This is a genomic window from Streptomyces sp. NPDC005374 (assembly GCF_042872225.1).
In the GTDB taxonomy this organism is placed as follows: domain Bacteria; phylum Actinomycetota; class Actinomycetes; order Streptomycetales; family Streptomycetaceae; genus Streptomyces.
Map to the genome: position 1 here is coordinate 38,735 of NZ_JBIAKA010000014.1, position 15,311 is coordinate 54,045.

At 70.7% G+C, this 15,311-nt stretch carries 13 protein-coding genes; 3 read left to right on the forward strand and 10 right to left on the reverse strand.

Annotation, left to right across the window (positions count from 1 at the left end; all coding sequences use genetic code 11):
- Positions 1–44 precede the first annotated feature (44 nt).
- The 3 genes from ACFYRX_RS31685 to ACFYRX_RS31695 form a co-directional block, all read right to left on the reverse strand.
- Positions 45–1,202 (reverse strand): ArsA family ATPase, encoded by a 1,158-nt coding sequence (locus tag ACFYRX_RS31685; protein WP_389107052.1) that lies wholly within the window; start codon positions 1,200–1,202, stop codon positions 45–47.
- 128 nt (positions 1,203–1,330) lie between these two features.
- A complete protein-coding gene (locus ACFYRX_RS31690; RefSeq protein WP_389107055.1) occupies positions 1,331–1,771 on the reverse strand; it encodes an SRPBCC family protein in 441 nt (146 codons plus the stop codon).
- An 82-nt stretch (positions 1,772–1,853) separates the two neighbouring features.
- Positions 1,854–2,609: a metallophosphoesterase gene (locus tag ACFYRX_RS31695; protein ID WP_389107524.1), complete on the reverse strand. Its 756-nt coding sequence runs from the start codon at positions 2,607–2,609 to the stop codon at positions 1,854–1,856.
- Positions 2,610–2,961: 352 nt separating this feature from the next.
- On the opposite strand from ACFYRX_RS31695, the gene ACFYRX_RS31700 reads away from it, so the two are divergent.
- Positions 2,962–4,758, forward strand: coding sequence for an AMP-dependent synthetase/ligase (locus ACFYRX_RS31700; RefSeq protein ID WP_389107058.1), 1,797 nt, complete (start codon positions 2,962–2,964; stop codon positions 4,756–4,758).
- 19 nt (positions 4,759–4,777) lie between these two features.
- On the opposite strand, the gene ACFYRX_RS31705 is transcribed toward ACFYRX_RS31700, so the two are convergent.
- Together ACFYRX_RS31705 and ACFYRX_RS31710 are read right to left on the reverse strand one after the other, a co-directional pair.
- Positions 4,778–6,358: a GMC oxidoreductase gene (locus tag ACFYRX_RS31705; protein WP_389107061.1), complete on the reverse strand. Its 1,581-nt coding sequence runs from the start codon at positions 6,356–6,358 to the stop codon at positions 4,778–4,780.
- Between the two features lie 83 nt (positions 6,359–6,441).
- On the reverse strand, positions 6,442–7,584 hold the full coding sequence (locus tag ACFYRX_RS31710) for a glycosyltransferase family 4 protein (protein WP_389107064.1): 1,143 nt from the start codon (positions 7,582–7,584) through the stop codon (positions 6,442–6,444).
- A 121-nt stretch (positions 7,585–7,705) separates the two neighbouring features.
- Between ACFYRX_RS31710 and ACFYRX_RS31715 the strand changes: the two genes are divergently transcribed.
- Positions 7,706–8,947: a glycosyltransferase 87 family protein gene (locus ACFYRX_RS31715; protein ID WP_389107066.1), complete on the forward strand. Its 1,242-nt coding sequence runs from the start codon at positions 7,706–7,708 to the stop codon at positions 8,945–8,947.
- A 30-nt stretch (positions 8,948–8,977) separates the two neighbouring features.
- Here the strand turns inward: ACFYRX_RS31715 and ACFYRX_RS31720 are convergent, their stop codons facing one another.
- The 5 genes from ACFYRX_RS31720 to ACFYRX_RS31740 form a co-directional block, all read right to left on the reverse strand.
- Positions 8,978–10,171: a hypothetical protein gene (locus tag ACFYRX_RS31720; protein WP_389107069.1), complete on the reverse strand. Its 1,194-nt coding sequence runs from the start codon at positions 10,169–10,171 to the stop codon at positions 8,978–8,980.
- A 33-nt stretch (positions 10,172–10,204) separates the two neighbouring features.
- The gene (locus ACFYRX_RS31725) at positions 10,205–11,221 is read right to left on the reverse strand and encodes an NlpC/P60 family protein (RefSeq protein WP_389107072.1); all 1,017 of its coding nucleotides are present in this window, start codon (positions 11,219–11,221) and stop codon (positions 10,205–10,207) included.
- A gap of 181 nt (positions 11,222–11,402) precedes the next feature.
- The gene (locus ACFYRX_RS31730) at positions 11,403–12,437 is read right to left on the reverse strand and encodes an NlpC/P60 family protein (RefSeq protein WP_389107074.1); all 1,035 of its coding nucleotides are present in this window, start codon (positions 12,435–12,437) and stop codon (positions 11,403–11,405) included.
- A 305-nt stretch (positions 12,438–12,742) separates the two neighbouring features.
- A complete protein-coding gene (locus ACFYRX_RS31735) occupies positions 12,743–14,089 on the reverse strand; it encodes an NYN domain-containing protein (protein ID WP_389107077.1) in 1,347 nt (448 codons plus the stop codon).
- Positions 14,090–14,123: 34 nt separating this feature from the next.
- On the reverse strand, positions 14,124–14,363 hold the full coding sequence (locus ACFYRX_RS31740; protein WP_389107080.1) for a hypothetical protein: 240 nt from the start codon (positions 14,361–14,363) through the stop codon (positions 14,124–14,126).
- 164 nt (positions 14,364–14,527) lie between these two features.
- On the opposite strand from ACFYRX_RS31740, the gene ACFYRX_RS31745 reads away from it, so the two are divergent.
- Positions 14,528–15,310 carry a rhomboid family intramembrane serine protease gene (locus tag ACFYRX_RS31745; protein WP_389107082.1) on the forward strand — a complete coding sequence of 261 codons (783 nt, stop codon included), beginning with the start codon at positions 14,528–14,530 and terminating at the stop codon, positions 15,308–15,310.
- Position 15,311: the final 1 nt, after the last annotated feature.

The window sequence follows — 15,311 nt, forward strand, 5'->3', positions numbered from 1 at the left end:
CTACGGTTCGTCCCTACGACGTTACCCGAACGGGCGTATGCGGTTCACGGCGTCCGGGGCCACAGTTCCGGGTCCGGCGCGAACCTGATCCGCAGCTCGTCCTCGCGCAGGGCGGCGCCGGCGACGGTACAGCGGCGCAGGGCGGACGGCAGCGGGACGATCCGGCGGAACTGCCCGGCGCTGACGACGAGTTCGTCGCCGCGCCGGACCAGGTCCAGTTCCTCGCGTACGGCGCCGGGCAGCGGGATGTGCCACACCAGCACACCGTCCTCGGCGAGCCGGTCGGTGATCGGCCACTCGACGGTGGAGGTCGTGCCGTTGACCTCGGGCACGGCCAGGGCGGTGAGGTCGTCGGCGCCTCGCGGGTCGTGGCCGAGGTGCGGGACGGCCCGGACGTCGTACGACTCCTGCCACTCCTCCAGCGCTTTGCGCTGCTGGGCCACGAGTCCGGCGGGCCACTCCTGCGGTACGACACGGTTGGCGACCAGGGCGTCGGGGCGCAGGCCGCGCAGGGCGAGGGCGAGGCCCGCGGACCGTACGGCGTCGGAGCCGGCGGGGCCGGGTTCTGCGACGAGCCGCACCACGGCCTGTCCGTCGGCGAGGACGGCCTCGACCGCGCCGAGTTCGGTGTCCCAGCGGGCGGCGGTCTCGTACAGCCACTCCGAGGGCATGGGGATACCGGCGAGCCGCCCGAGCACGGGGCGCAGGCCCGCGGCCGCCTGGCGCTCGGCCGGGAGCAGGCGGCGCAGGTACCGGCGGAGCTCCCCGGGCAGGGAGAGAAGGGCCAGGGCCTGCGAGGTGGGCGGAAGATCGACGACGAGCAGTTCGTGCGCCTCGGCGAGGGCCGCGTCCCGCAGCGCGCGCAGGAGGGTGAGTTCCTCGGCGCCGGGGAGCGGGGTGACCTCTTCGGGGTCCAGGCGGGAAGCGCCGAGCAGGTTGAGCACGTTGGAGGCACGGTCCTGGAACCCGGCGAGATCGTCCCGGAAACCGGCGGTGGCGTCGGGACGCCAGGCGGTGAGGTTCGGGGTGACCTTGACGGGGGTCGAGCCGGTGGGTACGCCGAGGACGGTGCCCAGGGTGTCGGTGCGGTCGGCACTGAGCACCAGCGTGCGGGTTCCCTCACGGGCGGCGGCGAGCCCGGTGGCGGCGGCGACAGTCGTACGGCCACTGCCGCCGGGCCCGGTGATCAGGATGGTGCGCATAGGGGTGAACCGTAACGGACGGCCGGTGGGGGCTGGTCGCGCAGTCAGAGCATGCCCGGCTGTACCCACCTAGGGGCGCGGGGAACTGCGCGACCGGCCACGACGCAGCCGCACCCGAGACGCGACCCCTACCGCCCCGCTTCGACCCGCTTCTTCAGACCCGCGAGCGCCCGGTCGATGATGACCTTCTCCGCCTTGCGCTTGATCATGCCGAGCATCGGGATCTTGACGTCGACCGTCAACAGGTACGTGACCTCCGTCGCCCCCGCACCCGTCGGCTTCAGCACGTACGAACCGTCCAGCTGCCGCAGCATCTGCGACTTCACCAGCGTCCAGGAGACCTCGTTCTCACCGGTCCACGTGTAGCCGAGAACCTGGTCGTCCTTGATGGCGCCCGCGTCCATGACGAGCCGGACCTGCTCGGCCCGGCCGGACGCGTCCGTCGAGAGGACCTCCGCCTGCTTCACCTCGCCCGTCCAGTCCGGATAGCGGGCGAAGTCGGCGATCACGTCCATGACGTCGGCCGGCACAGCTTCGATCGTGATGCTCGAACTGGTGTGTTCCGCCATCGCCGTGGCTCCTCCAGATAATCCGGTGAGGAAGGGGTGGTACGCACGTCTGTGCAGCGTGAAGGCTACCGCGAGCGCGGCCTCACCATTCCAGCGCCCATGGCTTCCCGCTCCCCGCGAAGTGCCCCACGTTCACGCACTCGGTCGCCCCGATCCGCATCCGGCGGGCGAGCGGCTGGTGGACATGGCCGAACAGTGCGTACCGGGGGCGGGTGCGGTGGATCGCGGCCAGCAGCGCCCGGCTTCCCCGTTCGAACCGGCGGGCCACCGTGTCGTAGACCAGCTCCGGCACCTCCGGCGGGATGTGCGTGCACAGCACGTCCACCTCGCCGACCGCCTCGATCTTCGCCGCGTACTCCTCGTCGCTGATCTCGTAGGGCGTGCGCATCGGCGTCCGCAGCCCGCCGCCGACGAAGCCGAAGACCCGGCCCCCGATCTCCACCCGCTCGCCGTCGAGCACGGTCGTGCCGGGTCCGGCGTACTCCGGCCAGAGCTGCGGCATATCGACATTGCCGTACGTCGCGTACGTCGGCGTCGGGAAGGCCGCGAACATCTCGGCGTACTGCTTACGTACCGCCTTCTCGATCACGGAGGCGCGGTCGGCGCCGATGCCGCCCCAGAGCCGGGCCCCGAGTTCCCGCGCCTCCTCGAAGCGGCGGGCGGTGCGCAGTTCCACGATCAGGTCGGCGTTCTCCACGCCGAACAGGTCGGGGAAGATCCCGCGCGAGTGGTCGGCGTAGTCGAGGAAAAGGACGAGGTCACCCAGGCAGATCAGGGCGTCGGCGCCCTCGCCGGCTCTGGCCAGGTCACGGGCGTTGCCGTGGACGTCGCTGACCACATGGACACGAGTTCGGCTGTTTGCGGCGGGTGTGGGTGCCATGACGATCAAGGGTAAGCGTGTGCGGCAAACGTGAACAGTGGCGGCGGGACCTGCGGTTACTGGCCAGTCAGTAAGTAGGTGGACTACTCTGCGCCAGAGAAGCCCCATCCGTGTGACGCGGCGAACATCTCACCGGACCCCCCTGTCGAAGAAGCCATACCGGCGGGTAACGTCCGGGCAGTCCAGTCGTGCTCAGGATTTCAACCAGTGGCTGAAACCGCTGGGAGACCCGAGCACCTGCCCGAGCCGTGGACCGCACCGTCGCATCGCACAACGTCGTGGCGCCGGCGCCCTATGAGGAGCAGCAGTCTTGCGCGAGTTCAGCCTTCCGGCTTTGTACGAGGTCCCTGCGGACGGCAATCTCACCGACATCGTCCGGAGAAACGCCGCGCAGCATCCCGACGTCGCCGTCATCGCCCGCAAGGTCGGCGGCCAGTGGCAGGACGTGACCGCCACGGTCTTCCTGGCCGAGGTGCACGCCGCCGCCAAGGGGCTGATCGCCTCCGGCGTCCAGCCGGGCGACCGGGTCGCTCTGATGTCCCGTACCCGCTACGAGTGGACGCTGCTCGACTTCGCGATCTGGAGCGCGGGCGCGGTCACCGTGCCGGTGTACGAGACCAGCTCGCCCGAGCAGATCCAGTGGATCCTCTCCGACTCAGGCGCGACCGCCTGTGTCGTGGAGCTGGACTCCCACGCCGCGGCCGTCGAGTCGGTGCGCGAGGGTCTGCCCGCGCTCAAGCACGTCTGGCAGATCGAGGGCGGCGGGGTCGAGGAGCTGGACCGCGCGGGCAAGGACATCAGCGACGCGGCCGTCGAGGAGCGCAGCTCGCTGGCGAAGGCCGACGACCCGGCGACCATCGTGTACACGAGTGGCACCACCGGCCGCCCCAAGGGCTGTGTGCTCACCCACCGCAGCTTCTTCGCCGAGTGCGGCAACATCGTGGAGCGGCTGCGCCCGCTGTTCCGCACGGGCGAGTGCTCGGTGCTGCTCTTCCTGCCGCTCGCGCACGTCTTCGGCAGGCTGGTGCAGATCGCGCCGATGATGGCGCCGATCAAGCTGGGCATGGTCCCGGACATCAAGAACCTCACCGACGAGCTGGCGTCCTTCCGGCCGACGCTGATCCTGGGCGTCCCGCGCGTCTTCGAGAAGGTCTACAACTCGGCGCGTGCCAAGGCGCAGGCGGACGGCAAGGGCAAGATCTTCGACAAGGCCGCCGACACGGCGATCGCGTACAGCAAGGCCCTGGACACCCCGTCGGGTCCGTCCCTCGGGCTGAAGATCAAGTACAAGACCTTCGACAAGCTGGTCTACAGCAAGCTGCGGGCCGTCCTGGGCGGTCGCGGCGAGTACGCCATCTCCGGCGGCGCCCCGCTGGGCGAGCGGCTCGGGCACTTCTTCCGCGGTATCGGCTTCACGGTCCTGGAGGGCTACGGCCTGACCGAGTCCTGTGCCGCGACCGCGTTCAACCCCTGGGACCGCACGAAGATCGGCACGGTCGGGCAGCCGCTGCCGGGTTCGGTGATCCGGATCGCAGACGACGGCGAGGTGCTGCTGCACGGCGAGCACCTGTTCAAGGGCTACTGGAACAACGAGGCCGCCACGGCCGAGGCGCTGATGGACGGCTGGTTCCACACCGGTGACATCGGCACCCTCGACGAGGACGGCTACCTGCGCATCACCGGGCGCAAGAAGGAGATCATCGTCACCGCGGGCGGCAAGAACGTCGCCCCGGCCGTGATCGAGGACCGTATCCGGGCGCACGCGCTGGTCGCGGAGTGCATGGTGGTGGGCGACGGGCGGCCGTTCGTCGGCGCGCTGATCACCATCGACGACGAGTTCCTGGGCCGTTGGGCCGACGAGCACGGCAAGCCGGCGGGTTCCACCGCGGCGTCGCTGGCCGGGGACGCGGACCTGAACGCGGCGATCCAGGCCGCGATCGACGACGGCAACGCCGCGGTGTCGAAGGCGGAATCGGTGCGGAAGTTCCGCATTCTGTCCTCCCAGTTCACGGAGGAGACGGGCCACCTCACTCCGTCTCTGAAGCTCAAGCGGAACGTGGTGGCGAAGGACTACGCGGACGAGATCGAGGCGATCTACGCGAAGTAGTACGCCCTCTCGCGGTACGTCATGGCGCGGTGTCCTCGGCGAGGACCCGCGCCATCGTGCGTTCGGCGAGCGCGGTGATGGTGACGAACGGGTTGACCCCGATGTTGCCGGGGATCAGCGAGCCGTCGGTGACGTACAGCTTCGAATATCCCTTCACCCGGCCGTAGTTGTCGGTGGCCTTGCCCAACACGCAGCCGCCCAGCGGGTGGTAGGTGAAGTCGTCGGCGAAGACCTTGTTGCCGGAGCCGAAGAGGTCGTACCGGTAGATGGTCGAGTTGGCGGAGTTGATCCGGTCGAAGAGCTTCTTGGCCATGCCGGAGGAGACAGCGCTCTGCGCCGCGCTCCAGTCGAGGCCCAACCCGCCGCTGCCGTAGGAGAACTTGGCGCGCTGCGGGTTCTTGGTGATCGCCAGATAGAGGCTGACCCAGGTCTCCAGTCCCGTGGGCAGCGGGGCGATCTCGGCGAAGACGGGGTTGTCGGTGTTGGCCCAGTCGTCGATGCCCATGACCGGCATGGTCGACTGGTTGGCGCCGACGGTGTCCCACAGGTGGTTGGCGCGCCCGAGCATCGTGTTGCCGTTGGGTCCCCAGCCGGCCCCGACGCTCGTGTCCAGTGCCGGGAGCGTCCCCGACTGCCGTGACCGGAGCAGGAGTTCACTCGTCCCGAGGCTGCCGCCGCCGAGGAACAGGTAGGTGCAGGCGTACTGCTTGGTCTCGACGACCGCACCGGTGTCGTCGATGCGGTCGGCGCTCAGCAGCCAACTGCCGTCGCTCGCCCGGCTGATGCCGGTGACCTTCTCCATGGTGTGGATGGTGACCTTGCCGGTGCCGAGCGCGGACGCCAGATAGGTCTTGTCGAGGCTCTTCTTGCCGTAGTTGTTGCCGTAGATGACCTCCTGGCCGAGGGCGGACTTGGTGGCGGTGCCGGCGGCCTCGCGCTGCATGTAGCCGAAGTCGTAGACGCTGGGCACGAAGGTGGTCTTCAGGCCCGTGTTGGTGGCGTGCTTCCGGGAGACCCGGGTGAACTGGTACCACTCGGTCGACTCGAACCAGGCCGGGTCGATGGTGTTGACGCCGAGCATGGCGCGGGCGCGCGGGAAGTACGTGCTGTACATCTCCGCGGTGTCGACGGTCGGGAACTGCTCGGCGAAGTAGGACTGGAGCGGGGTGACCGCCATCGAGCCGTTGACGAGGGAGCCGCCCCCGACTCCGCGGCCCACGAAGACGGACATGTTGGCGAAGTGCACCCGGTCCAGGACGCCGGGGTAGGGGTTGATGTCCTTGTTGACGACGTCCAGCCACAGAAAGCTGGCCAGTGGCGCCTCGGTGCGGGTGCGGAACCACATGGAACGCTGGTCGGGGTTGGCGGTGTTGCAGAAGACCTTGCCGTCGGGTCCTGCGGTGTTCCAGAGCCGGCCCATCTCCAGGACGAGGGTGCGGATGCCGGCCTGGCCGAGGCGGAGGGCGGCGACCGAGGCGCCGTAGCCGGAGCCGACGACGATGGCGGGTGCGGACTCGACCGCGGCGGGCTCGGCCGCCTGGGCCGACTGGAGCCCGACGCGGGTGAAACCGAGAGTGGCCGCCGTCTGGAGGGCGGCCATACCAAGGATCTGACGTCTACTCAGCTGACGCTGTATCAGTTTTCCTGTCATGCGCGCAGCATCGGCGGATTATCCGCCTCCGGCTATAGCAACGTCTTCAACTTTTCCGCCAACAAATCCCAGCGCCACTTCTCTTCGACCCACTCCCGTCCCCGCTCCCCCATCCGCCTCCGCAGTTCCGCGTCGCCGAGGAGGACGACGATCCGCTCGGCGGCCTCCTCGACCGAACCGCCCCGCGCGACCCACCCGGTCTCACCGTCGAGCACGGCGTCCGGGGCGCCTCCGGAGTCCCCGGCGACGACGGGCAGTCCGGTCGCGGAGGCCTCCAGGTAGACGATCCCGAGCCCCTCGACGTCGAGTCCGCCCCGCCGGGTCCGGCACGGCATGGCGAACACGTCCCCGGCGCCGTAGTGCGCGGGCAGTTCGGCCCAGGGCACGGCTCCGGTGAAGCGCACGGAACCGGCGACCCCCGTCTCGCGGGCGAGCCTGCGCAGTTCCTTCTCGTACGGCCCGCCGCCGACGATCAGCAGAACGGCGTCGGGCTCCTTCATGAGGATCCGCGGCATGGCGAGGATCAGCGTGTCCTGCCCCTTGCGCGGCACCAGTCGCGAGACACACACGACCACCGGCCGGTCGCTCAGCCCCAGCCGGGCCCGCACGGCGTCGCCGCCGGACCCGGGGTGGAAGGTCTTCTCGTCGACCCCGGGCGGCAGCTGCACCATCCGCCGGGCGGCCTGCGGAGTCAGAGCCGAGGCGATCCGCGACCGCGTGTACTCGCCGAGGTAGGTGATGGTGTCGGTGGACTCCCCGATCCGCCCCAACAACTGCCGCGCGGCGGGCAGTTGGGCCCACCCCGCCTCGTGCCCGTGGGTCGTCGCCACCAGCCGCTCGGCACCGGCCCTCCGCAGCGCGGGCGCCATCAGCCCGAGCGGCGCGGCCGCCCCGAACCACACCGACGTACAGCCGTGTTCCCTCAGCAGCCCGACGGCCTTGCGGGTGGCCCCGGGCGTCGGCAGCAGCATCGTCGTCGAGTCCCGTACGACGGTGAAGGGCTGCTCGGCGTCGAAGGCGGCGGTGGCCTCGGCACCCTCCCGGCCGCGCTTCCAGGTGGAGGCGAGGACGACGAGTCGCTCGGGGTCGAGCCGCAGCGCCATGTTGTGCAGGAAGGCCTGGATGCCACCGGGGCGCGGCGGGAAGTCGTTCGTCACGATCAGGGTCTTGTGCATCGCCGCAGACCCTACCGAACCGGCTGCTCACAGCCGGGCACGTCCGCGTTTATGGCACCCTCACAGGAGAGCGGGACATCATGTTCCCCTCAATGCGCGGATGAGAACGGCAGGGGATCACGTGGAGACGAAGGCCGGGCGGCGGTCCCTGACCGGACTGCTGCTGACCTGGGGCGTGACCAGGCTGCTGCTCCTGCTGTGGGTCTACAAGGTGTACGTCTTCCCGGGCCCCGACGTCACCAGTGACGTGTCGGTCATCTACCAGGGCTGGTACGACGTCCTGCGCACCGGAACGTTCCCGCAGTCCGATGTGACCTGGCAGTATCCGCCCGCGGCGGCCCTCGCGATCCTCTCCCCCGCGCTGCTGCCCTTCCTGGAGTACACGCAGGCCTTCTTCGTCCTCGCCTTCGCCGCCGACCTGGTCGTCCTGCTCCTGCTGCTGTACGCGGGCCGGCGTCCCGGGCGGCGGTTGCGGGGGGCCTGGGTGTGGGTGGCGGGCGTACCTCTGCTCGGCCCGACCGTCTACTCCCGCTACGACGTGATGGTGACCGCGGTGGCGGTCGCCGCGGTGCTCGCGGCCGCCCGGCATCCACGGGTGGCGGGGGCGCTGGTGGGCTTCGGGGCCCTGCTGAAGGTGTGGCCCGCGCTGGTCCTCGTCGGGATCCGCAGGCGCAGCGTCTGGGCCTCGGCCGCGGTGACGGTCGTGGTGGTGGCCGGACTGTTCTCCCTCGCGATGCCCGGGGCCTTCGCCTTCCTCACCTTCCAGCGGGAGCGGGGCACCGAGGTGGAGTCGCTGGGCTCCCTGGTCTTCCACATCGCCCGCCACTACGGCTGGGGCGGCGAGGTGCTGCTGAACTACGGCTCGGTCGAGTTCCTCGGACCCTGGGTGACCCTCGTCAGCACGGCCGCGCTCGCGCTGACCGGCATGGCCTTCGGGCTGCTCCTGCTGTGGCGGCTGACAGCCACCCGGTTCGAGGCGCACACGGCGGCCGACGCGGCGCTGGTGGCGGTGCTGATGTTCACCACGACCAGCCGGGTGATCAGCCCGCAGTACATGGTGTGGCTGGTCGGTCTCGCCGCGGTGTGCCTGTGCTTCCGTGGCAGCCGGATGGGCCTGCCGGCCGCGCTGGTGCTGACGGCGTGCTTCGTGACGGTCCTGGAGTTCCCGATCTGGTTCGCGGACGTCGTGGGCAGCACCCCGCGCGGTATCGGCCTCCTGGTCGTCCGCAACGGCCTGCTCGTCCTCGCCACCGTCATCGGCATGCGTGAGCTGTGGAAGTCGACGGTCCCCGATCCGGCCCCGGAGGCTCCGGTGTCGGATGAGGCCGAGGCCCCGGCCCAGGAGGCCTCCGCCTCGTCCTGAAACGAGCCGCCCGACCCCAGGGGGCGCGGGTCAGCCGAGCTGAGCGCGCAGGTACTGCCGCCACTCGGCGGTGAAGTCCGCCGGATCGGTGTCGAGCACCTTCGCCATGGCCTCCTCGACCGCGCCCGGCCGCTTCCTGTGGGCCCCCACGGCCCGGTAGAACGCGCCCAGCTTCGCCTCGCCCCACCGGTCCGCGATCATCCGGCAGGCCATCCAGCCGCCCTCGTAGGAGAGCGCGAGCCCGGTCGCGGTGCCGCCGAAGCCGAAGTCCGCGTCGGACGGCAGGGCCCTCGGCTCCCGGTGCCCGGTGACGGCCTCCGACAGCTCCGGCGCGGCCTCGGCCGGGGTGCGCCCGGTGCCGCGGTAGCCGACCCAGTCCGCGTAGCCCTCGGACAGCCACAGCGGGGTCGCGGCGGTGGTGTCGGCGCGGGTGGCGACATGGGTGGTCTCGTGGGTGAGCACGACCTGCCTGCCCAGGATGCCGAGGAGCGCGTACGCGTCGGGGTTGACGATGATCCGGTCCGCCGGCGCCCGGGCCGGGGCGCCCGTCTCGCCGGTGGTCACGGCGGCGATCCCGCGATAGGAGGAGGCGGGCGAGCCCAGCAGGCCCGCCATGCCCTCCAGGGACTTCGGTACGAGCACGACGACGTGCCGGGACCACTTGGTCCCCCAGGCGTCCGACACGGCCGGCACCGCCCGGTCGGCCAGATCCGCGAAGGAGTGCAGCTTCTCGCCGGACTGCCCGACGCCGAGGACCATGCTGTGCTTCCCTCGGACGACGGTCACCTCGCCCTGGTCCCACAACTGCTGCGGAGCCTTCTCGGCGGGCTTCTCACTGACGACGTACCACTGCCCTGACGCGTCCAGGGAGAGGTCAAGGATGCGGGCGACGGTGACGGGGGCCTGGTCGTAACCCTGGACCTGGTAGCGCAGTTCGGCGTCGGCGGTGGCGGTGGAGCCGTCGCGGTGCACTGCCGTGACCTTGTAGGACCAGGTGGCGAGCGGCACCGCGCTGACGTCCTGGAACCAGCCCGCCGCACCGGTCTCGGCTATCTCCGCCCTGTCCCGGTCGAGGACCGCGGCCGCCCGCCGGTCGAGCACGTGCTGCACGTCGGCCCTCGCGGTGTCGGCGGCCGTCGGCCTGCCCCCGCACGCCACGAGGGAGACGAGCAGCAGGCACACCACCACGGCACCGTGTCCCGACGCCCGCCTTCGACCAGCCATGTTTCCCGATCGTACGGGCTCAGGGGTTCCCGGTCAGGGGCGCGTGACCGTCGCGCCCGGCATCATGCCGACCGGGTCGTAGCGGACCGGGGCGCCGGGGTAGGGGGCGTGGACGACCTGGCCGTTGCCGACGTACATGCCGACGTGGCTGGCGTCGCCCCGGTAGGTGACCAGGTCGCCGGGCTGGGCCTGGGCGAGCGGGACCTGGCGGCCCGCGTAGCGCTGGGCCTGCGAGGTGCGGGGCAGGGAGACACCGGCCTGGGCGTACGACCACTGCATCAGGCCCGAACAGTCGAAGCCGTTGGGCCCGTTGGCGCCCCACACGTACGGCTTTCCGATCGCGGACTGGGCTGCGGCCACGGCGGCGGCCGCCCGGCCCGAGGGCGCGACGGCACCGGTGAGGTCCGGCAGTTCGGCGCGGCCGGAGCGGGAGGCACGGTCGTAGGCGGCGCGCTCGTCGGTCGGCAGGGAGTTGAGCAGTTCGCGCGCCCTGGCGAGCTTCCGCTCCACGGTCCGTTTGTGGGAGGCGACGGCCTTGCGGCTCTGCTCCAGTTCGACGAGCTTGCGGGCCGCGTCGGCGCGCTCCTGGGTGAGTTCGCGCATGGCCTCCTGGAGGTCCTTGAGCTCACCCGCCTGGCGGGCGTTGATCCGGTCCAGGACGGCGGCCTTGTCGAGGTAGTCGTCCGGGTCGTCGGAGAACAGCAGCGCGAGGGACGGGTCGAGTCCGCCGGAGCGGTACTGCGCGCCGGCCAGCGAACCGAGCGACTCCCGCATGGAGTTGATGCGCTCCTGCTGCCGGGCGATCGTGTCCTGTGCGGTGCCGACCTCCTCGCGCAGCGAGTCGGCGCGCTCGTCGGCCTTGTTGTACGCGTCGGTGGCCTGCTCGGCCTGCTCGTAGAGGCGGTCCACCTCGGCCCGGGTGCCTTCGGACGGGGCGGCGTGCGCCGGTACGGCGCCGAGCGCGGCGGCCGCCGCGGACAGCGCGCACAGGGCGACACCGGCGCCCCGGTTGAACCCGGACGTCTGGACAAGGCGGCGATGGGACCCCACGGAGGCCGCGCTCCTTCCACTGGCGGACGAGAACGCGGCAGACAGTAGCCCCGGGAACGGGGCTCGGCCAAAGACCTCAAAGGGTGCACAACGGGACGCCCCGCCTCAGACGCAGGTCATGGGCGGGGCGTGGAGTCAGATGAAGTTGTCGCGATTCGCCCGAACGGGGGGTCGCCGAGTGTCAGATCCGCACGCCGAACTGGAACGGCATGTTGTTGATCGACTCGTAGCGCACGACGGTGCCGGTGCGCGGGGCGTGGATGACCTGGCCGTTGCCCGCGTACAGGGCGACGTGGTGCTGGTCGCCGTAGAAGATGACCAGGTCGCCGACCTTGAGGTCGCTCATGCTGTAGATGCGGGTGCCGGCGTTGGCCTGGGCCTGCGAGGTGCGCGGGATGGTGATGCCGGCCTGGGCGTAGGCCCAGGAGGTCAGACCCGAGCAGTCGTAGGAGGCGGTGCCGGTGGCGCCGTACACGTACGGCTTGCCGAGCTGGGTCTGGGCGGCGTTGAAGGCGGCCTGGGCCCGGGCGGAGGACGCGGGGGCGTCACCGAGGTCCACGCGCTCGGTGGCGGAGCGGCTGGCGCGCGAGTCGGCGGCGGCCAGGGCGGCCTTCTCGGCGGCGGTCAGCGTGTTGAGGAGCTTCTGCGCCTCGGCGAGCTTGCCCTGAACGGCCTTCTTCTGCTTGGCCAGTTCGGTGCGGGTGCTCGCGAGGTCCTGGAGCTTCTCGGAGGCCTCGGCGCGGTCCTGGGCCAGCTCGCGCTGCTTCTCCTGGATCTTCTTCAGCGCCTCGACCTGCTGGGAGCTGAGCTGGTCCGCGGTGGAGGCCTTGTCCAGGTAGTCGTTCGGGTTCGACGACAGGAACAGCTGGAGCGAGGGGTCTATGGAGCCGGTGCGGTACTGCGCCGCGGCCGCGAGGCCCATGGAGTCCCGGAGTTCGTTCAGGTCGTCCTGGCCGCGGGCCACGTTGTCCTGGATGGTGGAGATCTCCTTCTGGAGGCTCTCCTGCTTCTCCTTGGCGCCGTTGAGCTTCTCGGTGGCCTGCTCGGCCTGCTCGTAGAGCGCGTCGACCTTCGCCTTGACCTCGTCCTTGCTCGGCTTCTCGCTCGGCGCGGCATTGGCGGCATTGGCACTGAGGGCCACGGCGGCAGCCGCTGCGGTCGTGAGCACGGTCACGCGCGTACGGCTCGGCTGCTTGGGTCGACGGTGGGACGCCACGGAGGTGAACTCCTTCTTTTGAGTGATCACCCGCTCGGAGGTTCGAGCCGCAACCCTAGTGACCTTCCCGTGATCAGTTCAAATCCTCAGGAGCAAAATCTCGTCACGCCATGCATTCTTTGCACATAACTCACATGCAGTGATGCCCGATTGACACTACGTTGCGTGACGATAGGGTCAATTCGGGCAAGCTGCGTTTTCCCGGGGGATAACCCCCGGACCCCCAGCAGAAAGACAGGTCAGTCCACGCGACCGGCACGGACGCGGAGCGGCAGACCAGGGCGAAACCCCCCGGAACTCCCGTGTCAGGAAAGGCGCTTCAACAGCACCGCGGAAGCGACCGGCCGCGCGCCCACCTTGGCGATGCCGTCGGCGACCTCGCGGTCGGTCGAGGCGACGATCACCGGCCGCCCCGGCGGCTCGGCGCGCACCAGCTGACGGATCAACTCGTCGGCGGTGACACCCGGCTTGGAGAACAGCACCCGCACCCCGCGCGGCGGCGCGAGCAGCACCGGCGCGACCAGCTCGGCCCCGTCGAAGACACAGGTCACCTCCGCCCCGGTCTGCGCCGCGAGCTGCGAGAGCTGACCGAGGAGCCTGAGGCGCTGCTTCTCCAGCGGCATCTGCGGATAGCCGGTCTTGGTGACGTTGTAGCCGTCGACCACCAAGTGCGCCTGAGGCAGGGCGAGCAGCTGGTCCAGGATCGCGGGGTCGTTCTCGGACAGCGCCCGCGCGGCGATGTCCTTCGGGGTCATACGGCCCGGTTCGACCGCGTCGACGGTCTCGGCGGGCCGTACGGAGACGGGCGGCAACGCCAGTTCCCGCCGCAGCCCCTGGGCCGCGTCCAGGACGGTGTCGAGCAGCAGCCGCACACGCATGTCCTCGACGCTGCGCCCCTCCCGTGCCGCCCGGCGCGTGGCCTCCAGCGCGGTCTCCGCCTCCCCGAGGCGGCTCTTGAGACGCCGGCTCTCGCTCTCGGCGGCGGACACCTGGACCTGCGCCTCGGTGCGGGCGGCCTCCGTCTCGGCCTGCAGCTTGCGCAGGGCCGCCTCGCCCCGCTTGACGTCACTGAGTGCCGCGCGGAGCTTGCGGTGAAGCGATTCGGCTTCCTTCTTGGCGGACTCCAGCTCGGTGCGCAGCCGCTCGGTCTCGGCCCGCGTCTGGCCGCGGGCGGCCGTGAGCTCCTCGCGCAGCCGCTCCAGCTCGGCGCGGCTCTCCTCGTCGGCCCGCTCGGCATCCGCCCGCTGGGCCTCCTCGCCGGCCGCGGCTACCAGCTTGACCCAGCCGGCCGGCCGGAGAACATAGGCCGCGGCCGCCACGTCGAGCGGATCCGCGGCCGGGGGCGGCGCACCGGAGTCGAGAGCTCCGGCCAGTTCCGGCTGGACCTCTCTGAGCTTCTCCCCGATGCGCTGACGGAACAGCGGATCGGTCTCCAGCGCGGCCGCCATCGCGTTGCCCGCGAACTTGGCCCGCCGGTTCGGCGTGAAGCGGGCGTACTGCCGCAGCTGCGCGGGCAGTTCACCGACGGTCAGCCCGCCGAAACCCTCCGAGACGATGTGCACGACCCTGCGCCGCACACCGTCGGGCAGCGGACGGTCGAGCACCTCGGCGGCGGCGCCGTCGCCCGGCTCCCCGCCTGTGGTCTCCACCATCCTTCACACCCCAATGCCCGCGGGGCCGCTCCGCTCAGGAGTCGGCGCCCGGCCTGTCCACGAGTTCGACCTGATCCACGGCGTTGCACCAGCGGCACCGCACCGACTCGATGGTCTCACTGACCACCTCGCGCTCCTCGACCTTCGGTTCTCCGGCCAGGTCGAGGTGGACGTACTCGACCATCTTCGACGAGCGGGTCACGTCGAAGCGCGTGAGGTTGCCGCAGAGGGTGCAGCGCCACCGCGTCGAGGCGGTCGGGAGAGGAACCGTCATCGTGGCTGTGCTCTTTCCTTCTAGGCCTTCTATTGTCCGCGCCACACCGGGGTCCCCGGTGTGTGGCTCGTAACCCTAAGGCCTGGCGGGTACTCGCCGCTCGGGCGTCCACGGCGGCGAGGCGGTCTGTTCGGTTGCGTCCCGTTACGTCATGCTCTGTGTTCATGATCAGCAACCGGAGGGTGACAGTCGGTGGAGCAAGCGGGTCGCTGTGGGGGCCGGCACCGGTCACCTACGGCCTGATCGCCCTGTGCTGCCTGATCTTCCTGGCCGGCCCCGCCTCGGGCCTCAATCCGTCGTACGGCTCCGGCGACGCGCTCCTGGCCGCCCAGCAGGCCTACTTCCACCGCTGGGGCGTGGTCCCCGCCGAGCTCTTCCAGGGCTCCCCCGGCGCCGCCCTCACCCCGGCCACCGCCCTGTTCATCCACGGCAGCTGGGTGCACCTGCTGGGCAACATGCTCTTCCTGTACGTCTTCGGGGTGATGACCGAGGAACGGATGGGCCGGGCGCAGTTCCTCCTCTTCTACCTCGGCTGCGGCTATCTCGCGCTCGTCGGCTACGCGGCCGCCAACGCCGGCTCCGAGCAGTCCCTGGTCGGCGCCTCCGGGGCGATCTCCGCGATCCTCGGAGCGTTCCTGTACCTGTTCCCCGGGGCCCGGGTGACCAGTCTCCTGCCGTTCCTCTTCTTCCTCCCGCTGCGCTTCCCCGCCTGGGTCGTCCTGCCCTTCTGGGTGACCCTGCAATGGCTGGCGGCGGGCCGGGCCTCCGACGGCCCCGGGGTGGCCTATCTGGCCCACCTGGTGGGCTTCGGCCTGGGCCTGGTCTTCGCCTGGGTGCGATTCGGCCGTACCACTGCTGTGTCTTCCCGGGGGACGCGGCACGCGTCGGCCGCTTCGCGGCGGGCCGGACCCCCGGCAGAAAAACAGGGCCGGCTGGACCGCGAGTAGG